Origin of the sequence: Actinosynnema sp. ALI-1.44 (assembly GCF_001984155.1) — a bacterium.
Lineage (GTDB): Bacteria > Actinomycetota > Actinomycetes > Mycobacteriales > Pseudonocardiaceae > Kibdelosporangium.
Map to the genome: position 1 here is coordinate 359803 of NZ_MTQO01000054.1, position 24177 is coordinate 383979.

Annotated in this window: 16 protein-coding genes; 4 read left to right on the forward strand and 12 right to left on the reverse strand. The window is 67.6% G+C overall.

What is annotated here, in order from left to right; translation table 11 throughout:
• Positions 1 to 17 precede the first annotated feature (17 nt).
• The 7 genes from ALI144C_RS48655 to ALI144C_RS48685 all read right to left on the reverse strand — a co-directional run bounded on the left by ALI144C_RS48655 (position 18) and on the right by ALI144C_RS48685 (position 11820).
• A complete protein-coding gene (locus ALI144C_RS48655) occupies positions 18 to 1241 on the reverse strand; it encodes a hypothetical protein (RefSeq protein ID WP_076994093.1) in 1224 nt (407 codons plus the stop codon).
• Positions 1238 to 4141: a DEAD/DEAH box helicase gene (locus ALI144C_RS48660; protein WP_076994094.1), complete on the reverse strand. Its 2904-nt coding sequence runs from the start codon at positions 4139 to 4141 to the stop codon at positions 1238 to 1240. Before ALI144C_RS48660 ends, ALI144C_RS48655 begins: the two co-directional genes overlap by 4 nt.
• A gap of 14 nt (positions 4142 to 4155) precedes the next feature.
• The gene (locus tag ALI144C_RS48665; protein WP_076994095.1) at positions 4156 to 5595 is read right to left on the reverse strand and encodes an SEFIR domain-containing protein; all 1440 of its coding nucleotides are present in this window, start codon (positions 5593 to 5595) and stop codon (positions 4156 to 4158) included.
• Positions 5596 to 5873: 278 nt separating this feature from the next.
• Positions 5874 to 8969 (reverse strand): ATP-binding protein, encoded by a 3096-nt coding sequence (locus ALI144C_RS48670; RefSeq protein ID WP_076994096.1) that lies wholly within the window; start codon positions 8967 to 8969, stop codon positions 5874 to 5876.
• Positions 8966 to 9598 (reverse strand): hypothetical protein, encoded by a 633-nt coding sequence (locus ALI144C_RS48675; RefSeq protein ID WP_237774670.1) that lies wholly within the window; start codon positions 9596 to 9598, stop codon positions 8966 to 8968. Before ALI144C_RS48675 ends, ALI144C_RS48670 begins: the two co-directional genes overlap by 4 nt.
• Positions 9595 to 11223: a tyrosine-protein kinase family protein gene (locus tag ALI144C_RS48680; RefSeq protein WP_076994097.1), complete on the reverse strand. Its 1629-nt coding sequence runs from the start codon at positions 11221 to 11223 to the stop codon at positions 9595 to 9597. The genes ALI144C_RS48675 and ALI144C_RS48680 overlap by 4 nt, the downstream gene beginning before the upstream one ends.
• A 3-nt stretch (positions 11224 to 11226) precedes the next feature.
• Positions 11227 to 11820: a TIR domain-containing protein gene (locus tag ALI144C_RS48685; protein WP_237774671.1), complete on the reverse strand. Its 594-nt coding sequence runs from the start codon at positions 11818 to 11820 to the stop codon at positions 11227 to 11229.
• 180 nt (positions 11821 to 12000) lie between these two features.
• Here ALI144C_RS48685 and ALI144C_RS48690 point away from each other — a divergent pair, with 180 nt between their 5' ends.
• The 3 genes from ALI144C_RS48690 (at position 12001) to ALI144C_RS48700 (ending at position 15180) form a co-directional block, all read left to right on the forward strand.
• Positions 12001 to 12960, forward strand: a complete 960-nt coding sequence (locus ALI144C_RS48690; protein ID WP_076994098.1) for an SEFIR domain-containing protein — start codon at positions 12001 to 12003, stop codon at positions 12958 to 12960.
• Positions 12961 to 13179: 219 nt separating this feature from the next.
• Positions 13180 to 13866 (forward strand): Crp/Fnr family transcriptional regulator, encoded by a 687-nt coding sequence (locus ALI144C_RS48695; protein WP_168211529.1) that lies wholly within the window; start codon positions 13180 to 13182, stop codon positions 13864 to 13866.
• A gap of 15 nt (positions 13867 to 13881) precedes the next feature.
• Positions 13882 to 15180 (forward strand): SEFIR domain-containing protein, encoded by a 1299-nt coding sequence (locus tag ALI144C_RS48700; RefSeq protein ID WP_083754055.1) that lies wholly within the window; start codon positions 13882 to 13884, stop codon positions 15178 to 15180.
• 42 nt (positions 15181 to 15222) lie between these two features.
• Here the strand turns inward: ALI144C_RS48700 and ALI144C_RS48705 are convergent, their stop codons facing one another.
• From ALI144C_RS48705 to ALI144C_RS48715, 3 genes are all read right to left on the reverse strand, one after another.
• Entirely contained in the window at positions 15223 to 15558 is a 336-nt protein-coding gene (locus ALI144C_RS48705; RefSeq protein WP_076994100.1) for a hypothetical protein, read from the reverse strand.
• A complete protein-coding gene (locus tag ALI144C_RS48710) occupies positions 15542 to 16717 on the reverse strand; it encodes an SEFIR domain-containing protein (RefSeq protein ID WP_143231358.1) in 1176 nt (391 codons plus the stop codon). The genes ALI144C_RS48705 and ALI144C_RS48710 overlap by 17 nt, the downstream gene beginning before the upstream one ends.
• A 72-nt stretch (positions 16718 to 16789) precedes the next feature.
• The gene (locus tag ALI144C_RS48715; protein ID WP_076994102.1) at positions 16790 to 18979 is read right to left on the reverse strand and encodes a helix-turn-helix domain-containing protein; all 2190 of its coding nucleotides are present in this window, start codon (positions 18977 to 18979) and stop codon (positions 16790 to 16792) included.
• Between the two features lie 406 nt (positions 18980 to 19385).
• Here ALI144C_RS48715 and ALI144C_RS48720 point away from each other — a divergent pair, with 406 nt between their 5' ends.
• On the forward strand, positions 19386 to 20369 hold the full coding sequence (locus tag ALI144C_RS48720) for a hypothetical protein (RefSeq protein WP_143231360.1): 984 nt from the start codon (positions 19386 to 19388) through the stop codon (positions 20367 to 20369).
• A gap of 87 nt (positions 20370 to 20456) precedes the next feature.
• Here the strand turns inward: ALI144C_RS48720 and ALI144C_RS48725 are convergent, their stop codons facing one another.
• Positions 20457 to 23009 (reverse strand): tetratricopeptide repeat protein, encoded by a 2553-nt coding sequence (locus ALI144C_RS48725; RefSeq protein WP_076994104.1) that lies wholly within the window; start codon positions 23007 to 23009, stop codon positions 20457 to 20459.
• A gap of 147 nt (positions 23010 to 23156) precedes the next feature.
• Entirely contained in the window at positions 23157 to 24053 is an 897-nt protein-coding gene (locus ALI144C_RS48730; RefSeq protein WP_076994105.1) for a hypothetical protein, read from the reverse strand.
• Positions 24054 to 24177 lie beyond the last annotated feature (124 nt).

The window sequence follows — 24177 nt, forward strand, 5'->3', positions numbered from 1 at the left end:
CGGGTTCGGGTCGGAAGTCATTCGTCCTCCGCGATCTTCGCCAGCTCGCTGGCCATCCCGGTCTTGCCTGCCGCGGCCGCCATGCGCTGGAGCTCGGGCAGGCCGACCGAAGCAAGACCGAGTTGGGTGGCGACGCGGGCGAGGTGTGCCCGCACATCCGGTGACGTCCTGCTCCGACGAGCTGTCAGGTAGGCGTCGACTCGTTCCAGCAACGCTCTTTCCCTGACGCCGCGCGCCTCGCACGACACGTGGAGAATGTCCTGGTCAAGGACGGCGTAGGACGCCACTTTGCTCAGCCCCACAGTCCCTGACGGCGCGAACGCGTTCTCCGGCAGGACCACCCGCCAGGTTCCCTGTGCGGTCCGGACAGGGCGGCAGTGCGCCATGCTGTGCCGTTCGAGCCACCGCGTGATCCGTTTCTTCTGGTCCTCGGGGTCCGCCGCGTGGTACTCGGCGTCCAGCGACGCGGTGATCTCCGGCGAACGGCCCACCAGCTCGGTGAGATCGGAATCGGCCGTGTCGGCGGCCTGGCTGTAGACCAGGTAGGTCAGGCGTCCCGCGTCCGTCGCCCGCACCACGTACACCGGCAGGTAGACGAGCTCCTCGCCGAGCGACTCCGGGTTCTCGATGCGGGCCGGGAGGTTGTAGTCGTCCCGTTTCGGGTTGGCCGCGAGCTCCGCCAACGCCTCCTTGCGGAATCCGTGCGTGCTGTGCAGCAAGTGGAACGACGGGCCTGCGTTGCCCTTCGCCGAGTTCACTTCCTCCAGTGGCAGCAGGGTCACCGTGGTGGGGTCGTAGTACTTGCGGCTCAACGGCCAGGAACGGTAGGCGTCGAAGTACATCTTGCGGCGGTCCTGCACCGTCACGAGATAGCAGACGTCGTCCCGCAGGGACGCGCGGCCGAGGTCGGTCAGCTCGATGGTGTCCCCGCGGAACGTGACGTGCCCGATCGTCGCCAGTACCCGGATCGCCCGGTCGACCAGGGGCCGTTCCAACGAGAGGAAGCGACTCAGGTCCGCGACGGTGGACACCTGCGCCTCGGCGATCGCGCGTTCCAGGAACTGGTCGATCACCTCGTACGGCCTGCCGTCGGTCGTTGTCGCTCTGACCTCGACACACCAGACGGGCAGCATGATCGCGAAGATCCGGGTCGGCACGAAGCCGTGCGCGTGGGCGACGTCCTCCAGCACCCGCTGTTCGGAATACGGAATCAGGCGTTTCCGCCTGGCCACGGAAGTCATGGGTTCATCCCCCGCTTGGTCAATGTGGACATCAGATCCCGGTATCTCCGCACATCACCGTGTTCCCGGATGTGGTCGCGCAGGGCCGTGATCAGCTCGCGGAAGTCGCTGTCGGTCGCTCGCAGCAACATGCCCATGTCACCGACCAGGACCAACTGGCTCTTCGTCCGGGTGAACGCGACGTTCGCCCTGCGCAGCTCATCGAGGAATCCCACTTTGTTGCCGCGGTTGCTCCGGGTGAATCCGTAGAGGATCACGTCCCGCTCCCCGCCCTGGAAGGAGTCCACCGTCCCGACATTGGCCTCGATGACGTCGCCGTCCACGGACAGGGCACGCAGGCTGTCCTTGATCAGGGTGACCTGAGCGGTGTACGGCACGATCAACGCCCATTCCGCGCCGCGCCGGTCGTAGTCCGCAGCGAGACGAGACAGCAGCCGGGCCTCGGCGGGATTCTCGATGCCGCCGTTGCCCGCGTGGGACTTCCGCTCGGATCGTTCCTGGCTGGGCAGGTGCGTCGTGTCGACGAACGCCAGTGGGCTGGTGAACAGCGGGTCGTCGTGTGTCCGCCGCACCATCGTCCTGAGTTCGCCGTCGTAGAAGGCGTCGGAGATGAACCGCGCGATCACCTCGGGCATCCGCCGCTGTTGGTTGAGCTGCTTGACGTGGCTGTCCGGCAGGAACTCGAGCAGCATCTCCAGTGCGCTCTTCGTCAGCAGGTCCCGCACGGGTGCGCCGAAGGAACCCGCCTGGACCTTGAGCTCCCTGTCCACGAAGGGCGGCAGCTGGCGGTGATCTCCCACCAGGACAGCGCGTTTCGCCCGGACAAGCGGAACCAGGACGTCCGTCACCCCGATCTGACCCGCCTCGTCGACGATCGCGATGTCGAAGTCGACTCCGGCGATCTCCTGGCGGGAGGCCGCGCCGATGCACGTCGCGCCGATCACGTCGGCGTACCGGATCAGTTCCGGATACAGCTGTTGGACGGATTCGCTGACCGTGTCGTGCCAGTCCCGCAGGAGTTTCTCCCGGGTGGTGAGCAGCGGAATCCTGTCATCCAGCCACGTTCGCAGCCGCGGCAGGTCTTCCGTCTCGGGGACGGTGTCCATGGTTGCCATGGTCGTTCTGCAGTTGCCTGCGGCCGTGACCGCCGCTGACCGGTTCTCGGCGACTCGCCGCTGGATGGTTTCCATGACGTGCAGCGCGTTTTGAACCTCCGGAACGTGAACGGTCGCTTGGTGGAGAGCCGCCTCAGCGTCGCGGCGGTGCCTGCGCGCGGCGGCCAGGCGGGGTTCGGTCCGGGCGATCTCAGCCTGACAGGACAGGATGCGCTTGTCGCGCGACCGGGTCACTGCGCGGAACAACGGGCCCAGCACCGGCAACGACGCACGAGTCGCGGACCGCGCTCTGCGTCGGCCGAGGCGCTGCAAGCGTCCGTGTCGGCGGTCCTGGTCATGTTCGTACTTCCGAACTGTCGTGTCCGCTTCGTCCACAGCGGACTGCGCGGAACCACCGAACGCCCGCCGCAGCCGGGTGAGCTCGCCGTGGGCGGCCTGCTGCTCCACCTCGGCAGCGGACAGCGCGTCGAGCCGACGGCCGAGTTCGTCGGCCCAGCGGGTCGCCAGATCCAGGTTCTGGTACTTCCGCAGCGCCGCACGGGTGCTGGACGTGATCTCCTTGCGCAGGTCCACTGCCTGCCGCTCGAGCAGGAACGGCTTTCCCTCCGGCCCGATCTTGCCCTCGTTGCCGATTCGGACGACCGTGACCTCTCGCGGCAACTTGGCGAGCACGTTGTCGACCGCGCGGTTGGTGTGCGACGCGATCAGGATCGGGCCCCGGCCGTGGGCGAGCGCGTACGACCGCGCGATCTCGCTGATCGTCCGGGTCTTGCCGGTGCCAGGCGGGCCGAGGACCACCATCATGTCCTGGACGCCCAGCGCCCGTTGGAACGCGACCTGCTGGTCTTCGTCCAGCTTCTCGGCAGGCAGATCGTCTGCCGGTTCGATCGGGCGCACCTTGTGGTCCACCAGGGTGGCCAGCAGCGACTGGTTGCGTGCCTCACGGTTGCGGATGGCCGCGATGGCCTCGCGTTGCTTGTCGTACACGATGTTGCTGGACGTCTGTTCGAGTTGTCCTTGCTGCTCCAGGTGGTCCCAGTCGACTGGCTCGTCGAAGCGGACGGTCACCTGCTTGTCGTGAACTCGCGTGACTTGACCGCGTTGCTCAGGCTTGCCGCGCAGTTGGACGAAGACACCGCGGTCCGGCACCGCAGCGCCGACGACCTCGAAGACGTAGATCGGCGACGAGCTGTGCCGTCGCTCACTCGCCGACGTCACCAAGCGGTACGGATAAGTCGGCGCCGAGATCCGTTGCTGCTCCTGGATCCGCTGCGTCGCGTCGACCAGACCACCGAGCGTGTCGAGGTACGCCGTGTGGTGAGCGCTCAGCGCCGGAGCGGCACGTTGGTCGCCTTGCCCCACTTTCAACCTGTCCCAGTGGGTCCGCAGTTCCGGCCACCTGCTCTGGCTCTTCGGCGGGATCTCGCGGATTTCGCGCACCACGTGCCATCCGGCCTTGACCAGGAGACACCCACGGGCGAGCCGATCGTGGTCGGACAACCGCAACGGCGACACGTGTCCGATCAGGTATCCGTCGCCGCGGTTGGTCACGTAGCCCCAGACGACGTACGACCCCAGGTGCAGGCCGATGCTCCAGTCCCTCTGCCGGGACTGGGGTTCTCGGAGGACCACCGGCACACCGTCCGGGCGCGCGGTCAGGTCGTGCATGATCTGGCCGGTTCCGCCAGGGAGCCCCGGGTTTCCCCGTGCCAGGCGGTTCAGTTGCAGTTCGAGCTTGCCCGACGATGCCAGCACGATCCAGCCGGGCAGGTGCACTGTGTACATCGATGACGTCTCTTTCAGCTAACCGGGTCGGAAACCGACAGTGCGTGGGCCAGGTGGGCCATCCGCGGCCGTTGCCGGGGATCGTCGGCCAACGCCGCGTCCACCGCCTCGCACAGGACACGTGCGGCCGTCGGCGCCGCGCTGCTCAACGGCAGCCTGAGTTGTTGTCTCTCTGGGACACGACCGGCCAGCAGGTGGTACGTCACCGCCGCCATCTGGTACACATCTGTCCACGGCCCGGCGCGCCCGCTCGTTCGCCGCCGTTGCTCCGGCGCCTGGTAGTCCCCTTCCGCCTCACCCGGCTGGTACCCCGTGGCGGCCAGCCCCAGGTCCCGCAGCACGACGAGACCGTTGCCCGCCACAAGGATCGTCTGTGGCGTCAGAGATCGGTGTGCGACACGACTGTCGTGCAGCCGCACCAGCGACCGGCACAGCGACGCCATTCCCTTCAGCAGCCACGAAGCCTGGCCGGGATCCAGGGGGCCGCCGACGGTGTCCGGCAGGTACTTGGCCAGCGGTTCGGCCGATCCACCGTTGCCCCAAGTGGTGATCGCCGTGATCAGGCGGCCGTTCTCGACCAGCGCCACCGGTCGGGGGACACCTGTCGCTCGGGTGTCGGCCGCGAGCCTGTGTTCTGACCGCAGCGCTTCCACGGCTGCCTTCGAGACCTCGGAGTGCGCTCGGACTTCCAGCTGGCGCATCCACACGTGGTCGTTCACGCCGAGCCGCAACGCGCTGGCCTGACGCGTCACCACGGACGGATCGCTCGCGGGCACCTCCTCGAAATGAGCCGAGTGCACCAGGTACTGATCGGAGCCGACGAGGACGTTCGCGCCCGGCGCGAGTACCGCTCCCTCCGCGACAGTGGGAATGGCCTTGGTCACGACGACCCGCTGCTGCACCGTTCGGCTCGTCGGCCGGAAGACGCCGACCGGCGGCACCGGATACCGGGACTGCCCGGTGAGGGGCACCAGCAGTGCCTCGGCGCCTTCGACCGTGAACTCCGAGACGACGTACCTGGTCGTCGAGTAGGCGTTGAGGAAGGTGGGGATGTCGTCGATGGACATGCCGGGCAACACGACCGGCAGCACACGGCGAGTCCACTCGGCCAGGTCGCGCGTGAGCTCGTTGCGGATCATCGCCGCCTCGAACTGGGCACCTCTGCCCTCATCCGGCGCGGCGTCGCCGTCCGCTCGCCGCCGGTACTCGGGAGACGCGATCACCAGCACGAAGTCGGCGGTCTTCAACGCCTTCATGGCCCACAGCGACCAGTCGATGCGGCCCCTGTCGCTCCACAGGTCCAGCGTGATGTGCACGCCGACCTCCTCCTGCAGGAACGACGCGAACCTGTGCACCATGTCCTTGTGTTCCTCGGACTCGTGCGAGTACGTGACAAAGACCCGCGGCGCGCGAGCAGGCTCGCTGTCGAGCACATCGGAGCCGTTCACCAACATCACCTGTTCCTTTCCTCAGTGGTCTCGTCATCGCAGCGTCCGGCGACGGCGGATGCGGGACACCGAGGCGAAGAGCCGCGCTGCGCGGCGGAGAAATCTCGCAGAACCTGACAGGCCGCTGCGGGCGGCGTCTGTCAACGAATTTACAGAACAGCGAACTGGCAACAGTGGCAACAGAATGACCAAGGTTGCCCCGCGGTTGTCCACTGCGGGCAGGCCGACGCCCGGCGCCGACCTGCCCGTCCGGGACGTTCACGCCACCGGAAAGCCCGCCGCCCTCAGCCATCCGCGGCACGGGACCGCTCGATCACCTCGTCCAGACGCAGCGGGCTCGCGGGGTGGTGGGTCAGGCACAACGGGGTGGCGATCCGGCGGAAGCCGAAAGACTCGCCTGCCACGTAGAACTGGGCGCGTTCCAGCCGCGAGATGTCGACGACCGCGCTGCCCTTGGCCCGTGCCATGTGGTTGGCGGCCTGGATCTGGGCGGGGCTGTTGAGGCGTCCGAAGAACTGGGTCATGGCGTTGCCCACGACCTGGTTGTGCAGTCCCTTCGGCGCCTGGGTCGCGAACAGCAGGCCGAGTCCGTACTTGCGGGCCTGGGAGGCGAGCACGATGGTGCTGCGCGCGCTCGCCGTCAGAGTCCCTGACGCGGCAAGGGTCTGCGCCTCGTCCATGACCAGGAGGCCACCCAGCGGGCGGTCTCCGGCCGGGTTGCGCTTGATCCAGGCGAAGAGCTCCATCTGGAGCTGGTTGACGAAGTTCCGCCGCTGCTCCTCCGACGGCAGGCCGACGAAACTGATCACCGACACCCTGGCGCGTCTGCCCGCTCGCGGTGTCAGCAGTTCGTCCGGGCCCACCGGGTCGCCACCACCGGCGAACAGCGGGTCGTTGACCATGGCCGCCTTCAACGCCTCGGCCAGGTCGGCGGCGATCCGCCTGCCGTCGTTGAGAGTGGTCACGCCCTCCGGCAGGTCGGCAAGGGTCTCGACGAGTCCGGGCAGACTCCGTGATCCCGTGCGGGCGTAGTGGATGACGGCCTGGCGCAGCACCGCCATCCCGATGTTCGCCTTGACGGTGCTCCCCGTCAGACGGGCCTGCGGTGCGAGGGTGGCCACCGCGACTTCCACAGCGGCGTTGAACTCGTCGTCGTCATCGAGGACCCCGGCGAAGTCGGGCAACGGCCGGAAGGCCAGCGGCCTGCCGTGCGCCCGGCCAGGAGTCCAGATCACGACATCGGTCCCGGCGAGGTAGCGTTCCGCCAGTTGGGCGTCGTGCGGACCCCATCCCGTTGGCGGCTCGGGCCAGGCGTCACCGAGGCGGGCGAGGTCGTTGTTCGGGTCGAGCACGATCGAGGACACTCCCCGCAGCGCGCACTCCTCCACGATCCGCCGCAGCAGGACGGTCTTCCCGGAACCCGAGCCTGCGAACACCGCGACGTGCTGTCGCAACGCCGACAGGTCGACACGCACCGGGTTTCCGGTGTCGGCAACGCCGAGCACGATCTCCTCGTCGGACGGCGGTGGATGCGTTTCCTCGTCCGGCCGTGCCACGGCGGTGTCCGGCAGCACCGCGGACAACAGCTGGGACCGGCTGGCCGGCCGCCGGTCGACCAGCCATTCGTGCAGATCGGTGCTTCCCTTGGCGAACATCTTGTGCAGAGCCCAGAACGCGCGGATGTCAGGCTCGGCCAGCTCGAGCCGTCGCGCGCCGATGGCTTCGAGTGCCTTGAGCTCTTCCTGGGTCTTCGCGCCGCCGGACCACCTCGTGTTGCGGATGAGGATCAGATGCCGGTTGTCGGCTCCCTGCCGCAGCCCCGCGGCGGAACTCGCCTTGCGCAAGCGGTTGAGCACGGAGAGGTGGTGCGGGGCCGTGATCGACCGGAACGCCCAGTGCTCTTCCAGATCGGACGCCTCGTCGATCGTGCGGGTGAGCCACGCGTGCAGCTCGTTGTTGCCGCTGTTGCCGGTCTCCCGCACCCATTCCATGTTGTCGTCGCCCACTTCGGTGATCCACCCGCGCAGTGCGGCGGACAGCAGTGCGGGCATCACCTCGTCCTCGTTGTCCTTGGTCACCAGCTTCGCCGGGTCCATAGCCGACCGCAGTTCGTCGAACTCGCTGTCCAGCTCGGCGAACCGGTCCGACTGGGCCGATGGCGCGGGTGCCGGGCGTGGCGACGGTTCGGTCGCCTTCTCCCGGTCGTCGAACGTGGTCAGCTCACGGATGTGGCCCGCGCGCAGGCACATGTCGATGTGGGCGCCGATGCGCTTGAGCAGTTCGCGTGGGGTGTACTCCTCCCACGTTCCCTCGAACGCCGAGGCCGCCACCGGCCACGTCGGGTGCGGCGGCTCGAACCCGATGGCCTGGTAGACCACGCCGACTCGCTTCTCGACCAGTGCGTAGCCGAGTCTGGCGTCGGTGATCCGCCCCAGCGTCAGCGACTCCCGGAACCGGTCGGGGACCGAGTCGGTTGCCTTGGCCTTGATTCGTGCCCACGTACCGGTCAGGCACGCGAGCACCGTCACGGTCCGGCGCGTCACCTCACGCAGCCGCATCAGTCCGTCGGCGATCTGCGCGACGAGCAGGTCCTCTTCGCTGCTGTCGTGGATCTGCTGGGCGTGCAGGGACGACCGCGCGATCAACGTGTCGAGCTGGTCGACGCCCACCACGATGGGGCCGGTCAACGCGAGCAACCTGGTGATGTCGTGCACCTGGGTGAGCGCGGGCTTGGGACGCGGGCGGATGCCCCACTTGATCCGCTCGCCCGGCTTCGACTCGTCGAATCCGCCGAGGTAGTAGTCACCCACGTAACTCGTCGTGGGATCTTCGCTCGCGTACAGCACGAGGGCCCGTGCCGTGTCACCGCATTCCTTCGCGACCTGCCGGTCGAGTGCGCGCAGACCCGTAACGAACGCCTCGACGTCCGCCACGGTCATCTTGCGCCCGGCGATGATCTTCTCGGCCGCCTTCGGCTCGACGGCACCCTGCTCGCACACCCGCCGCAGGAACCGGGTCACCTGTGGTTCACCGGTTTCGTCCGGCCGGGACAGCCCGCGGCGCAGCGCCTCGGCTGTGTTCTCCCAGAACGCGTCCCCCGCGGTGAGGTCGTCGAGGAAGAAGTACCCACCGGCCTGGTGCACGTGCTTGCGGACGAGGCCGAGTAGGTGCGTCTTGCCGATTCCCTTCTGTCCCTGCATCACCAGGCCGATGGGGCTGGGTCCGTCACTCGCCGCCGCGTCGCGGATGCCGACGTCGATGGCCGCCGTCACGTCGGTGTGCAGGCCGTCGACGTGGTAGGGGGAGTCCCGCCACACGTGGTCGGGTGTGTCCGCCCAGTCGAGGCGGAGCGTCGCCAGTGCCGCCAGTTCGTCGATCATGACACCTCGATGGAGATCAGGTGGTTCTCCTCACCACCGATGCGAATCGCTGCGTCGTGGTCGGCCTCGGTCAGCACCTTCCGGTTGGACTCCGGCACCAGATGCGCCCGTCCGGTGCGACTGAGCTCCTTGAGCACGGCGTCGACGGCGTCGGCGGGCGCGTCGCCCAGCTTCGGCCGCAGGTCGACGAGCCCCACCCAGCTACCGGGAGATCGGGCGAGGCCGTTGTAAGCGTCCCGGATGCGCTCCTCGATCCCGTCGGGCGTCAGTTCGGCGTTCGCCGTGAAGATCTCGAAGAGGCGCAGGTTGTCCCGCCGCAGGTATTCGTTGAACCCGCCGAACACGACGTACGCCGCGGAAGCGAGGCTGCTGCGCGGAGAAGGCGGTGGTGGCGTCTTCCTGGACAGCTCGTCGTCGCACCAGGCCCACCCCTGGTCGGTCAACTCGTGGACGTAACACCGTCCTTCCTTGTGGCTGGCGACAAGGCGAAGGTCGTTCAGGCCAATGCGGTCTTTGCCGTCGAGCCGGAAGTTCGCGATGGCCTCCAATTCCGGGTTGGACACCGCGCGTGCCATCCTCATGAGCACGAGCATCGCTGCGGTCTGCTTGTGTCCCAGTCGGTCGCTCACTCAAGACCCCTCTTCCAGTCGTCGTCTTCCGATGGCGCGGCAAGCGACCGCACGGCGGACTCGATCGCCGCCCGGACGGTCTCGGGCGCCGTCACGCCTTGGTCGTGCTCGGCCGCGCCGAACCGCGGCTTGATCGCCAGCGCGAGATCCGCCGCGAGTTCCAGCACGCGTTCGGCCTCCTGCGCCCGGATCGCGGAGAGCAGCGCGTGCACGATCTCGTCGACGAGTTCCCACAACAGCGGGCGCAGCAGCACGCGAGCGGCTCGCCACAGGATCTCCGCCACGTCGGCCTCGTCGGTGTCGACGGACGGGGCGGCTCCACCGAGTTGGACCGCCAGGCCGCGCGCCACCTCGACAGGCCCTCGCGACGGACCGAACCGCACATATCGCAGGTTGCCGACGTACCCCGGCAGTTCGTTGGGCTTCGCGTCCGGGGTGAGCACCGGGATGACCCGCCGGTCCTGGCCGAGTGTCCGGTGCAGGAACAGGTCGACCTCGGCGCTCTGCCACCGGCTGACTTCACCGTCGACGATCAGGCACAGGTGCCTCGCGTTGTCCTCGGCCTTGTCCAGCAGCGACCGGTCGCCGGAGAGCGACCGGTCCGCCCGCACGCCGAGCTCGCCGAGCCGAGCGATCAACTGGTCGGCGAGATCCAAAGTGGATCGCCGAGTGCTGACCCGCACGTCGTAGCTGAACTCGTGGTTGCCCGATCGGGCAGCGGCCACGTACGCGTCGCGGTTCTCCGCCAGCAGATCGGTGCGGTCGAAGTTGTGCGCGACCACGGCGGCGACCGTCTCCAGCGCGAACCCGATCTGGTCGGCGCCGGGATTGGCCTCGGAGTGGACCGGGAGCTGCTCGCCGAAGCTCCAGTACGAGACGTAGGGGAGGGTCAGGTGCCGGGAGATCAGCTCGGTCTCGACCGATTGGTTGAGCCAGTTGTGGTACAGCGTTTCCGTCTCCTTGGCGCAGATGTGCCGCCACTTCTCCGACCGGTCGTACTCCTCGCGGGTGTCGAACCTGGACAGCACAGGCAGGACTGTGAGCTGCGCGCGGTCGTAGGGCATCCGGTCACGGGCCACGTTCGCACGCTTGGCGATGTCGACAGCGCCTGCGATGCTCTGCTTGTTCGCCGTGAACAGGACGACGAGACGGTCCGGCAGGTGAGCGGTGCAGATGCTGCCGATGTCCGAGATCCCGGTCCGGCTGTCGAGCAGGACGTAGTCGTAGTCGGTGATCCACCGCTCACGAAGCCGTTCGAGGTACTCGGCGAACCCCATCTCGTAGAGGACCTGCCAGTCGATCTCCTGCACCTGCCGGGTGTAGTCGGTTCCTTCCTTACCCGCGGCGAGGAAGGCGAGTTGGCTGCGGCCCGACAACCTGACTGTGTGGTCGATCGGACGGGCCAGGCCGGAAAGGAAGTCACTCACCAGGTCCACCACTCCGCCCGCGGGTGGCGTGGCCGTCATCGGCCGGAAGTACTCGTGCAGACCGGGTGCTTCGAGGTCCCAGTCGACGCAGAGCACGCGGTGACCCCAGCGGGCCAGCAGGACGGCGATGTTGGCCAGTGCGAAGCTCCGGCCGACACCGCCCTTGTACGAGTAGAAGGTGACAACTGTTCCCGGCATACGTCAGAACCTCGGCAGGCGTGGTGTTCTGGGCGGGTCAGGAGGTGGCTCGTGCACCGGCCAGTCAGGGCGCCATTCGGGCGCCTGGTCGATGAGGTCTTTCAGCTCAACCGCGATCCGTTCGACCTCGCGGTGAAAGCCCAGGTACTCGATCGTGTCCTGGAACTGCGGATACGGCAGGTTCCACGTCTTGAGGTCCTGCATGCGACGTTCGTGCGCGTAGGACGGGAAGTTCTCCGAATCGCAGAAGATCACCGGGTAGATCAACCCCTGTGGCCTGCCCGGTGTCGCCATGGCGGCGATCTCCTCCCGCCGCACCATGGAATGCCACTCGGCCAGGCACCACTCGTTGAGGAAGTACTTGGGCGAACAGACCGGCACGAGGATCCGGGTGCGCTGCAAGGCGTTGCGCAGTTCCAAGGGCCAGTTGGCTCCTGTGGGGACGTTCTCGTCGAAGAAGATCTTCGCCTGGTGATCGAGCTGGTCGTCCAGCAACTCGGAGAGTCGCGGGTAGAAGTGCGTTCGCACCCATGCGGGCACTGTGGTGCCGTTGCGTTGATAGCTGATGAACACGTCGTACTCGTACACGCGTGTCATCGCTCCTTATGCCTGTGTCACGGGGTTCGCCAGATCGTAAGTCGGCGTGGCGGAGGTGATACAGGCCCACGACAAGTCAAAAGGCAGTCAGTTGTTGGTCACCGGGTGCCGGGCGATCGGACGTCTTGAAAGCTGGTCCCCATCCAGGTGACCATAACTCGATCAACACAAGGAGTGTCGATGTCCGACCGTGCCGCGCCACGGGTCTTCGTCAGCTATGCGAACGATTCACCCGAACACACGGCACAAGTACGGCGGTTCGCCGAGTTCCTGCGGACCCAGGTGGGTTTGGACGCGCACCTGGACATCTGGTACCGCGACCGTCGCCGCGACTGGTCGGTCTGGGCCACCGACCACCTGACCAAAGCGGAGTTCGTCCTCGTCGTCGCGTCACCGCAGTACAAGCTCCAGGCCGAAGGGGAGGCGGCACCGGACGAGAGCGGGAGGGCGGAGCTCGAAGCGGCGATCCTCCGGGACAATCTGGCCAAGAACCTCCGCGACGGGACCGAGCGCATCCTGCCGGTGGTCCTGCCGGGGCGATCGGTGCGGGAGATCCCCGCCTTCCTCAACCCCCACTCCGCGACCAGCTTCCGCGTCGACGAGTTCACCGTCGGGGGGATCTCGGACCTGCTGGCGGCGATCACAGGGCAGGGGCAGTATCCGTTGCCCGAGCTCGGGCAGTGGCCAGGCGATGCCGGTGCCGACGAGCGCCCGGTGACGACGCTGCTCGCGGGGATGCGCTGGCTGACCAGCAGTCCGGGTCTCCGGCCGGGCAGCGCGAAGATCAACGGTGTGCGGTACGACAACAGCGTCGTCTCCCGGCACCGGCCGTCCACAGGGGAACCACGGGTTTTCGTCGAGGTGGACCTCGACCGGGCCTACCGGCGGATGACGTCGGTTGCCGGAGTCCTCGACGACGCGAGCGAGCCGTTCCAGGTCGGGCACTTCGTGATCAGCGTCGACGCCCACGTGCGATGGCAGCGGAAGGCCGCGCTGGGCAAACCGGTGGCCGTCGACCTGGACATCGCGGGCGCGCGGACGCTGCGCCTGGAGATGCACCGGGGTGCCGCCAGGAGCTCGGCGGTGCCGACGGCGACAAGACTGTCCGAACTGGCCTGGGGAAACCCATGCCTGTCGTAGCAGGTTGGTACGACATTCGTTGTGGTACAGGGAAGTTCGTTGCCGCTTATCATGCGAGCCGAATTTCGATCTACCACTCGACGGCGGGGAGTGACCTCGTGGCGCAGTACCCGCCGGTATCGATACCGGTCGGCCGTCGCAGCCGGACATACTCCACCGCTGTCACCCGTTCTGGTGACCACCCCCCTTGATGTCGGAAATGAACAGGAGTCGTTTTCCGTGGCCGGGAACAAGTTCAACAGCTCGGGCGCAGGATGGCCGCAACTGAGTCCCGCCGGGCAGCGGCGACTCAGCATCGCGGGAACGCACCGCCGGTGGGCGCGCGGTGACGATCTCATCCGTGAAGCGGAGCCGGCGTGTGGTGTTCTGCTGATCAAGCGCGGCCGGGTGAAGATAAGCTCCGCCACGCCCTGCGGCAGGCACGTGATCATGGCTATCCGCGGGCCGGGTGACCTGCTGGGGGAATCCGCCGCGATCGACGGCAGGAGCCGGTCCGCGACTGTCACGGCGCTCACCGACGTGGACGCGATCTCCCTCACCGGCAAGGAGTTCACCGAACTGCTGCGGACCGCGCCCGATGTCGTCTTCGAGCTCTTGGTCATGCTGACCGGGCGGCTGCGCGAGTCGACCAAGCGGCGGCTGGAGTTGAGCGTGTACGATGTGCCCACGCGCACAGCACGATGGTTGCTGGACGCGGCCGCACAGGGCGAACCGATCAACGGCGGCCCTGGCTACGCGATCCGGCTGACGCAAACCGAACTGGCGGACGCGGTGGGGGCGTCGCGAGTGTCCGTCGCCAACGCATTGCGCGTGTGGCGCGAGGAAGAAGTCATCGCCACGAGTCGCGCTGTGTTCCGTGTACTGAAGCCGGAAGTCCTCCGCGGATGGGCTTACCACGACCATTAAGGACCAGCGAGAGCCATGTCTCAGCCGACCCGCGTGTTCGTCACCTACACCCACGATTCCGAGGAACACAAGAACCAGGTGCTCGCACTGGCCGCGTTCCTGCGGAGTCACGGCCTCGATGTCCAACTGGACGCGTGGGACAGCTACAAACGCAGGGACTGGTACGAATGGGGTCAACGGCAGATCATGCTCGCCGACTTCATCCTCGTCGTGGTGTCGAAGCAGTACCGGCGGGTGGGCGACGGTGAGGTCGAGTCGATGGAGAACCGGGGTGCGCAGGCCGAGGTCGCCGCGCTCAGGGAGGTGATGCAGTACGACAGGCCACAGTGGATCCAACGGATACTCCCGGTGCTGCTGCCGGGGCACAGTCCCGACGAGATCCCGCTGTTCCTCCAGCCGTTGACCGCCGACCACTTCAAGGTGAAGGAGCTCACCCTGGCCGGTGCGGACTCGCTGATCCGCGTGCTGACCGCGCAACCGGCGAACGCCCTGCCACCCATCGGCACCGTGCCCACCCTGGGCCAGAACCCGGTGCCGGAGTTCGCGTCGAAGTCGACCGGTACCGGGTTGGTCCAAGTCGACGGTGCACAGGGTGAGGCGGTCGTCTTCGCGGTGCAGGATGGTGATCTGCACGTGACCAACCCGCCGAACGTTCCGCGAGATCAACTGAACGAAACGCCGTGGTCGCGACTGACCGCACCGCTGAAAGTGGACTGGCACGACGAGCCGGGCACGTCAGGTGTGCTCGAACTGCATCTGGTTCCGGTCGGCGAGGTGGACCCGTTGCAGACGCGTCGTCTCCAGTCGATGCCCGACGCGTTGGCCGCATTGGGCAGGCGGGAAGGACTGTTCACGAACGCCGAGGGACTGTCGTGTGATTCGTCCGCCGACTCGGCGTGGGCGAAGGCCGTCTCCCGGCCCAACGGGGACGCGGCCGGTCTGGCTGTGACGCGCACCGGATGCCGTACGGCGTGGTCAGCGTTGCCCCGTGACATGGTGGGTTCGATACTGGACCGCCATGACCTCGTACAGCGGATCGGTCTGCTGCTGCAGACACTTGTGCGGGTCGAAGGGTCACTGCCTGCCCGGGTCGCGCCCGCGGTCGGTATCCGGGCCGCCGCCGCGGTCGCCGAAGGTTCCGTCGCGCGGATGCCGAGGACATCGGCGGTGTTCCCTTCGCGACTGAGGCAGGAACACATCCGGTTGCCCGCTGCGGAATCGGTCTCGGCGAGCTTGCTCGTCGACGACTCGGCCGAGGTCGTCGAGGAGTTGGCGGCCAGGCTGCTGGCGGAGTTCCGCGAAGCATCCAGGTAGTCGGTGGTGGCCTTTGCGGGGCAGACAGAGGCCACCACCTCATCACTGGTTGGCGAAGACAGCACCACCCTCACCTGGAGTGTTGTGCTGGCTGTGGGTGGCAGCCAGCTTCGCCACCGTGGTCGTCAGCTCCGGTTTGCGGCTGAGAGCACCGGTCATTCGCAGTTCCCACATCTGGGCCACGTCGTGCTCCGCGCGATCACGGTCGCCTGCCGCGGCGATCAGCTGGGCGTCCGCGCGCAGCAGCCCCTCGACGGAGGGAAGATCGGCGAACAGGTGGATGAAGTCGTCGAGGTCGTCGGTCCACTTGCCGGATCTGAGTTTCTCCGCGACAGCTCGACCGGCGGCGGCGACAACAGGATCACGTGAGCTTGACATGGTTCGTTCCCTCCACTGCGATCATTCGGCTCGTCACAGACGGGCGCTCGTAGCGATCCCGTTTGGTCAGCGCGCGTAGCAAGGCATCGGCACCGCGCGGTGTGCAGGAGTCGACCGGATAGTGCCCGGTGTACTTCGAATTCAGGAACAAGGGGAAGTCGTCCGCGGAGCCGTTCGGCAGGACCACCGGCAGTATTCTCCGCAACCACGTCACGCGGTCGTCTGTCAGCCTGTCCCGCAGGATGGCCAGCTCCTGCCGTACGTCGTGGTCGCCGTGGCCGTCACCGGCTGCTTTGCACTCCGGGGAGGCGACGACGAGGACGAAGTCCGCCTTGGTGATGTTGTCGAGTGCCCACATGGTCCGGTCCTGCCGGTCGTCATGATCCCAGCGGTCGATGTGTGTGTCCATTCCGCACTCGCCGAGGAACTCCCCGAACCGCAACACCGCTTGGGTGTGGCCAGGGTTGTCGTCGGCGTACGTCACCAGGACCCGAGGCGAGCGGGATACCAAGAGTTCCGTGCGCTGAACGAGGTGAACGACCGGCTTCACATCGGGCGTACCGCGACAGGCGGTCAGGTCGAGATCGAGTCGTTGTGGCCGCGCCACCGGCTGGAGCCGCAGCGCTGCCACACCTGGGATGTCGTACCTCGCGGTGATGGTGACCGTGAGCTTGTCCTGCCCGGCGGGTACGAGCGCCATCATCCAGGCGGTATGGGCACCCGGTCGCACTTCTCCGGTGTGCCGCCAGCGGATCTCGGACCCGCCCAGCCCGAACACGTCCACCAGCGGCGTCATCGCGGGCATGCGGGCGTCGTCCGGACCGCCGGGGCCGTCGCACGGAACGAAACACAGCGCGTCGTTGAGCACAGTGGACGTTGCCGGTTGCGGGGCCAGCACTGTCTTCGGCAACAGGTCGACGATCGAGGCGTCCCCGAGCGCGAAGCCGATCTCCAACCAGGCCGGTGTTCGGCTCCGCGTGTGGATGTCGACGTCGTAATCCGCCCTGATCAGGTATCCGTCACGCGGTTGGCCAGTCGGGCGCACCGGACGCACCTGCCAGTCGCACAACCGGACAGTCCCGATCCGGACCTCGCCGCACGTCCCTGTCCGCGGATCCACCATGACGAGTTCGACCGCTGCGCTCCGAGGCTCTGGCACAGTGCAACAGTAGGATCATCGACGGGGCAGCCCAAGGCCATCGAGATGTCAGATCCGCGTCACCCGCGTGCTTCAGGCGAAGTCGAGACGGGCCCGTGCTTCGCCCAGCACAAGGGGGTTGAACACCACACCGTGCTCGTCGGCTCGTGCCCACCACTGCTTGGCCAGATCTCGATCACCCCGCATCGCCGCGATGTTGCCCATGCCGATGATGGCCCGTGTGAGCTCGTAGTCGCTGTCGACGAATTCGGCGAGATCCAGCGCACCCTGGTACTGCCGTTCGGCCTCGTCCAGTCTTCCGGCGTGGAAATGGACCCACGCGAAGCAGTTGAGAGTCATCAACACGTCGCTGGGCAACTGCGCCAGGTCCCGTGCCTCCTGCGCGTGGCTGAGTGCTTCGTCGAACTGCTCCAGCTCAGTCAGGACGAAGGCCAGGCCACGCAGTGCGATCACGGTGTTGCGCGTCCGCCCTGTCCTGCGGTAGATCGCCAACGTCCTGGTCAGATCCCGTTGTGCCGCCGCGTGGTTGCCCATCGAGAGGAACGCCCACGCCCGACTGGACACGGCGTCCGTGGCGCCACGCTCGTCCATCACCTGTTCGAAGTGCGCCTCGGCCCGGTTGTGGCAGTCAACGGCTGCTGCCACGTCACCGACCTCAAGGTGGACCATGCCGAGGTTGTTGAGGATCATCCCGGCTCCAGCGACGTCACCGGCTTGCCGGGCCGAACCCAGCGCCAGTTCGTGGGTTCGGATCCACGGATCCAGGAGACGCTCCCGGAAGTAGAACGAGCGCAGGATGTAGGTCAACTGCCAGCAGTGCCGGTGCCGTCCATACCTGGCGGCGAGTTCGATGATCTGGGTGAGCGCGGGCCACTGCTCGCGCAGCCAGGCCAACGCGCCGTGCGCGTCCGTGAACGGGATGTCCTGCTGCGACAGCGTGTCGACAGTGGGACGGAACCGGTGGGGCTCGACGAGTCGATCCGCGGCGTGGACCGCTGTCAGCGCGTAGTCCACCAGCCGCCCTGCCGCGGCGGCCCGCTCCGCCTCGCCGATCTCCGGCAACGCGTACCTGACGGCGAAGGTGCGCATCAGATCGTGCAGTTCGACGTGTCCGTGCGGATCCAGGGTCAGCAGGTGGGCGTCGTGCAGACGATCCAGCAGGCGGTCGGTCTCACCCGGCGGCAGATCGGCCAGCGCGTGCACCGCGGCTGGCTCGGCGGTGGTGGCGGGGTGCAGGGCCAGCAACCCGAACAGCCACCGCTGGTCGTCGGGCAGCGAGTCGTAGGAGACCTTGAACGCCGCGGCCACGCTGCGTTCACCGTCGTCCAGGGAAGTCAGCCGTGTTCGCTGGTCGGCGAGCCGCTGCATGAGCCTCGCCGCGCTCCAGCCGCCCGCGACCAGCCGTGCGGCCGCGATGCGGATCGCCAGCGGGAGCGTTCCGCAGTACGCGACGAGATCAGCCACGACGTCATCGTCGACGGACACCGAAGGCCCTGCCACCGAACGGAACAGCGCGGTGGAGTCCGCGGGCGACAGCAGGTCCAGGGAGATCGGCCAGGCGTCGTCCAGCGCGGGCAGCCGCCCTCGGCTCGTGATGACGACGCGGCAGCCCGGCTCGGCGGGCAGCATCAGCCGGACCTGGTCGGCGGTGCGGACGTTGTCGAAGACCAGCAGCATCCGGCGACCGCGCAGGTGTGCCTGGAACAGGTTCGCCCGGCCGTCGACGTCGGCGGGGATCTTCTCGGCAGGCACGTCCAGCATGCCGAGCACCCTGCGCAGGCCGTCGGCGGGACTCAGAACCGGTGCTCCGGGCGTGTGCCCGCGCAGGTCGAAGAACAGACAGCCGTCCGGGAAGTCGTCGATTGCCGAACGAGCCGCGGCAATGGCGATGGCCGTCTTGCCCACGCCTGCCATACCGTGCACAACGCATACCCGGATCGCGTCCTGGTGGACCAGTATCGACGACAACTTGGCCAATTCGGAAGCGCGCCCGATGAAATGCCGGGTGCCTGCCGGAAGTCCCACCATGCCGGGCGCCGGAAGTCGATCGGACTCCGCCGTGTGGGTGGCCAGCGCGGCCAGCCTGCCTCCTGCTTTCAGTGCTCTGTCGCACGCGTTGGCGATATCCCGGCTGACGTTGGCCTTACCATTTTCGATCTTGCTGAGGTATCCCTTGGACGCGGGGACTGCCAGGGCGAATGCCGCCAACGACATCCCGGCGCCCTCGCGGAGGCGTTTGAGCTCCGATCCGAACTCGTCCATCCGCTGATCCTCCCCTCCGGCACGGTGGAAGAAAAGACCTGGCCGGCGGCCCCCTCGGCTGCCGGCCAGGCTGTGTTCCGCTCCAGCGGGGCGGTGACCACCCGCAGTGCGGCACGACTTCGGGAGCGCGTTCCGCGCACCACCCTCTCGGGAATCATTCACGACAACCCGCTGCGGTACCGTCAAGAAATTGACATTTCCACGCTGCCAGTAGCTCATCATTGGTCGGCATTCGAGGAGTCGCAAGCGGTTCCGTGCCGCACGTGTTCCGGAAACCTTCACCCTGCGAATATCCTGCACGGTTTCCTGTTCTCGGAAACCCTGTGAAACTGTGACCGCGTCGTGTCTGAAGTGCCGGACCGATCGGTAGACTCACCGACCGATGACTCGGAACGAAGGTGACACCATGCCAGCCAAGATCACCGCGCTCGTCGAGGACTTGAAAGCACTGCGCACCGGTTTGGGAGTCGAAGATCCGCATCTGGTGACCCGGGCGGGCGTGACCATCCGGCGCGTCAGCGGCGTCACCGACGACGACTCGCCGGGAATCGTCCGGGAGAAGATCAAGAGCTGGCTCGGCCGAATGTTGGCCCAGTTGCCCGAGGCGACCGCCCGGATCGGGCGGGCCGCGTTCGGTATCGACGGACCGGGCGACCTGCCCTACCTGGCGCGACTGGAGAACCTCGGCCGGGTCGTCGACAGGGAGGTCCGCACGATGCAGCGCAGGGCCGACCACATGGTCGGTCGCATCGCCGAGATGGCCGTCATCCACCGGCAGCCCGACGCCGCGGCCACCACACCGTTCGACCTGCCCGAGCCCCTGCCCCGCCACCCATGGCACTCCGCGCAGGTGCGCGTGGACCTCATCCTCGACCAGCCCGAGATCGAGGTGTTCGAGAACCGCCGCATCGTCAGCCACGTCGACGGTCTCGCGGAGATCACGCACTGGCTCAGCGTTCCGCCGGTCGAGCACCCGCCGAACCCGCTGGACCTGGCCGACCTGGGGATCACCCTGCTCGGCGGCGGCGACATGCGCACCCAGCCGCGGATGCTGTCGTCCAGCCGGGTCGAACTGGTCCTGCACCCGCCCAGCCCCCTGAACACCGGCGAGCACCACGAGTTCTTCTTCCGCGTCCGCGTCGCGACCTTGCTGCCGTTCTACGTGTGCACACCGCGGTTCGCCTGCGACGAGTTCCAACTGCGGGTCCGGTTCGGCCGTGACCACATCCCGGAGCGGATCTGGCTGATCGACGGGGAACTGTCGATGGAGGCCGCCGATCCCGTGCCCGCGCGACCCGCGCTGCGGGCCGACAACGCGGGCGAGGTCCACGTGAAGTTCGCCGACCTGGCCCCGTCGTCCTCGTACGGTATCGGCTGGCAGCCGAGTTGACATGCCGTGCCTCCCGTCTTCGGTGGTGGGTACGACTTCACTGCGTCCGGCCTGTGCCGGGAACGTCACGGAGGCGTCAGTTGGGTGTCAGTTCCTCGATGACGTCGTGGGGATCGTGCCGACCGCCGACGTCCGCGCCCACTGCCGCAACGCGCCTTGACGATCCCGCAGTGCGGGCGTCACCTGGTCGAGAAACGGCCGTGCCCGCTTCAGCTTGTGCTGTCTCAGCAGACAGCGGCTCAGGTGGAACCGGGTGAGCTGGCTCTCCGGATGACCGCTGCCGAGCACCGCGATCTGCCGGGTGAGCACCTGCTCGAACACCTCGGTGGCGGTCTTCCAGTCCCCGCGACCCATGGTCGCCAGGCCGGTCCACTGGATGGTCCGCAACGTGAAGGGGTGTTCGCCGCCGAGCGCGGCGGCTGCTCGCCGTTGCGCGTCGGCCAGGGCGTCGAGCGCCTTGCCGTGTTCGCCGCTGCCGATCAACGCTCGGCCGTGCAACACCATCAGCTCGAGTGACAGCGGACTGTCCGAGCCGTACCACTTGGTCGACCTGTGCAACTCCGCCCTGACCCGGCGGATGACGCGGGTCAGCCGGTCCGGTTGCGGCAACGCCGTGATCAGCTCGCCCTCCACGAGGACTGCCGTTGCCTCACGTGCCACGTGGTGCCGAGCGATTCCCGCATCGGTGAACGCCGAGAGCACTCGTCGCGCGGTCGCCGACGCGTCGGTCACCTCGCCTGTCGCCACCTGGATCCTGGCCAGTTCGACCGCGGCGACAGGCCAGACACCGGTGTGGGTGTCGTGGGGATGAGCCTGCCGGATCACGGAGTGGAGCTCGTCCACGGCGAACTCACCCCGCACCCTGAGCGCTCGTACCCTGGCCAGCCCGGCCCGTTGGCGATCTGCTTCGGACAGCCAAACCGGAGCGGCACCGTGCAGGCGGATGAAGGCGTGGTGGTGGAAGACCTCGTCGGCTTCGGCGTACTCACCGAGGACGTCGTGGGCGGTGGCCGCGATCAGCCGGGCATGGAACTCCGATCGGACGTTTCGCTCCTGCTGCGCCCGGCTGATGAGAGTTTCCGTGTGCTGCAACGCATTCCTTGGCTCACCCATGGCCAGTGCCAGCCGTGCGGCCGCTTCGGCATCGTCGGCCGCCCACGCGATTCCCAGAACTCGTTCGCAGGCAGACCTGGCCGCTGGGATGTCGCCGCGTTCCTCGTGTGCGGCCGCCGCCGCACGCATCAGGGAACGTCTGACAGGCGAAGGAATCGACATGTTCGATGCGAGAACCGTCGCGTGTGTACAGTCGTCCAGCTGGCCTGTACGCAGCTCGTCGACGACAGTCCGCGCGGCACTCCTGTTCAGCGAACGCAGCAAGTCCGGGTCGAGATCCTGCTGGACCGCAGCGGCCACGAGGGCGTTCAGCCGCCACGACTGGCTCGCGGTACCGGCGACCCGGCTGAGCAGACCGTGCTCGTCCAGTTCGGCCAGTGCGTCCACGACGAGGGTGGGCGCGTGTCGGCCGAGCAGGTCGGCCACTCCACGGACCAACAGCGCGCCACTGACCGGCGCCGTCGACAACACCGACGCGAACCCCAGCACGATCCGGGCATGTCTGCTGCGGGCGCGGACGAGATCGACCAGGTGACCGGGATTTCCGGGCCAGTACGCGCCGTCGAGCTCCTCTTCTTCCACAGTGGACAGCCCGGCGAGAACCACCCGGCCACCTGACCACCACGGTGGTGCGGCTCGCATGGTCACGATGGTGTGGACGTTGGCTGACGGGACGATGAGCGCGTTCAACGCCGCCGGGGCCAGACCGTCGGGGACGTCGTCGACCACCCAGAGGACGGCGTCGCCGGTCCGCTCGGCGAGCGTTTCTCTCGCCTGCCGGGGCCCCATACCGGACAGGTCCAGTCCGAAACGCTCGCGAGCCACCGTGTTCACCGCGGCGGCGAAGCGTTCCACCGGCTGATCGACGCCTGCCATGCTCGTCCAGACCACACCTCCCGGGTACGCGTCCCCGAACACCAGGCTGTACTGCTCGGCTAGCGCTGTCTTGCCCGTCCCCGCCGGGGCCTCGACGACGACGACGCGGGCCCGGCTGCGCAGTTCACTGTGGATGGACCACATCTCCCGGTACCGGCCGCTGAACCGGCGTGGCCGCGACAGGCGTCCCCGCAACCGGCCGAGCCGGTCGGCCGACTCGGCGCACAGCGGCCCTTGGGCCCGTTCGACTTTGCCTGCCACCGCGTCCGCGAGCGGTTCGGTGTCGGACTCCCGTCGCCACGAGAAGTGGTGGGCGTCGGCGAGGTCGCCCGGCGCGATGTGCCGGTCGTCGGGTTCCGGGTTCACGATCAGCACCCGGTCGAGCGGGTCGCCCAGTCGGCGGGCCGCCAGGAACGCCCTCGTCAACGCCCACTGGCAGGCGAACTTGGCGTGATAACGCCGTGAGTAGAACGCGATCAGGACAGCCGACGAGTCCAGGGCACGCCACGTGCTGTCGGTGACTCCGTCGAACAGATGAATGTCCTTGTCGCGGAAGACGGCCAGGCCCCGGTCGCGCAGCGCCCGCTCGATGCCATCCGCGGCCCCCTCGTCTGTCCACCTGCAGCTCAGGAAAACCGCCGGGTCGTTCATCGTCCTCCTCAGTCTCACCGTCCTCCCACGATGCCGCAGGTGGTCGGTGGCTGACAGACGCCAACCCGGACAGATACACGACAATCCGCCGTCAACGGCAAGGCCATCCGATGCCGTACGAGTTCGCGGCCCGCAGGTCGACGAATCTCACCTTGACCTCCCCGGAGCTGTCCGCACGCACGGCCGCGCGCTCGGGACCGGGTCCGCCGCCTCCATCGAGAGTTCGCCGTCGATCAGCCAGATCCGGTCGGGCACGCGGTCGCGGCCGAACCGGACTCGCAGGTGGAACTCGTCGCACCCGAAACGCGGTGTGCAGACGTAGAACGGCGACATCTCCGGCAGCCGGAGGCGGAAGAAGAACTCGTGGTCGTCGCCCGGGGCCAGCGGTTGCGGTGGGCGGAGGGCGAACTCGAGCCGGTTGGTCGACACCATCCGCGGCGGTGCGGACATGTCGCCGCCCCGGAGCACCGTGATGCCGAGCGCGTCGAGGTCCACGTGGTCCGTCCGGTCGCGCGCCTGCGGGATGGTCAGCGAGTGCCGGATCTCGGTCAACCCGTTGGTGTGGCTGATGATTCGCCGGTTCTCGAAGACCTCGATCTCCGGCTGGTCCAGGACGAGGTCCACCTGGACGAGCGCGGTGTGCCACGGTTCGCCCGCGTGGGGATCGGTCGCGGAGGACTGGGTGAGCGCCAGTTCGGCGATGCGTGCCACGATCTGGTCCGCGCGGCGCTGCATGGTGCGCACTTCCCGGTCGACTGCCTGGCCGAGTGCGCGCAGCCGCGCGAGGTACGGCTGATCACCGGGCCCGTCGAAACCGAACACGGCCCGCCCTGTCCTGGCAGCGGCGTCGGGCAATTGGGCGATCAGCCTTTCCAGCCACATTCTGATCTTCTCGCGGGCAATCGCGGGTGACTCGCCATCGGCGACACCACTTGCCCGTCTGACGGCCGATCCCGCGCGTGCCACCAAATGCGGATCTTCGACGCCCAGCCCGCCGCGCAGCGCTTTCAGCTCATGGACGAGCGCCGGGATCTTGGTCGACATCGCGCCACCTTCGCTTCACGTCATCGCCGGGCGAAGTCTACCCACAGCGCTGTGTGCCGCGACCGCGCCCCGGCGGGTTTCCCGGGTTTCCGGAAACAGGGAAACGCGCAGGAAGAACGGTGTT

What these genes read in the sequence shown, in the direction of transcription:
- ALI144C_RS48730 (WP_076994105.1), bottom strand. Translation starts at nt 24,053, where the DNA reads ATGTCGACCAAGATCCCGGCGCTCGTCCATGAGCTGAAAGCGCTGCGC.
- ALI144C_RS48670 (WP_076994096.1), bottom strand. Translation starts at nt 8,969, where the DNA reads ATGATCGACGAACTGGCGGCACTGGCGACGCTCCGCCTCGACTGGGCG.
- ALI144C_RS48665 (WP_076994095.1), bottom strand. Translation starts at nt 5,595, where the DNA reads ATGTTGGTGAACGGCTCCGATGTGCTCGACAGCGAGCCTGCTCGCGCG.
- ALI144C_RS48660 (WP_076994094.1), bottom strand. Translation starts at nt 4,141, where the DNA reads ATGTACACAGTGCACCTGCCCGGCTGGATCGTGCTGGCATCGTCGGGC.
- ALI144C_RS48715 (WP_076994102.1), bottom strand. Translation starts at nt 18,979, where the DNA reads ATGGACGAGTTCGGATCGGAGCTCAAACGCCTCCGCGAGGGCGCCGGG.
- ALI144C_RS48685 (WP_237774671.1), bottom strand. Translation starts at nt 11,820, where the DNA reads ATGACACGCGTGTACGAGTACGACGTGTTCATCAGCTATCAACGCAAC.
- ALI144C_RS48680 (WP_076994097.1), bottom strand. Translation starts at nt 11,223, where the DNA reads ATGCCGGGAACAGTTGTCACCTTCTACTCGTACAAGGGCGGTGTCGGC.
- ALI144C_RS48725 (WP_076994104.1), bottom strand. Translation starts at nt 23,009, where the DNA reads ATGAACGACCCGGCGGTTTTCCTGAGCTGCAGGTGGACAGACGAGGGG.
- ALI144C_RS48690 (WP_076994098.1), top strand. Translation starts at nt 12,001, where the DNA reads ATGTCCGACCGTGCCGCGCCACGGGTCTTCGTCAGCTATGCGAACGAT.
- ALI144C_RS48720 (WP_143231360.1), top strand. Translation starts at nt 19,386, where the DNA reads ATGCCAGCCAAGATCACCGCGCTCGTCGAGGACTTGAAAGCACTGCGC.
- ALI144C_RS48700 (WP_083754055.1), top strand. Translation starts at nt 13,882, where the DNA reads ATGTCTCAGCCGACCCGCGTGTTCGTCACCTACACCCACGATTCCGAG.
- ALI144C_RS48705 (WP_076994100.1), bottom strand. Translation starts at nt 15,558, where the DNA reads ATGTCAAGCTCACGTGATCCTGTTGTCGCCGCCGCCGGTCGAGCTGTC.
- ALI144C_RS48655 (WP_076994093.1), bottom strand. Translation starts at nt 1,241, where the DNA reads ATGACTTCCGTGGCCAGGCGGAAACGCCTGATTCCGTATTCCGAACAG.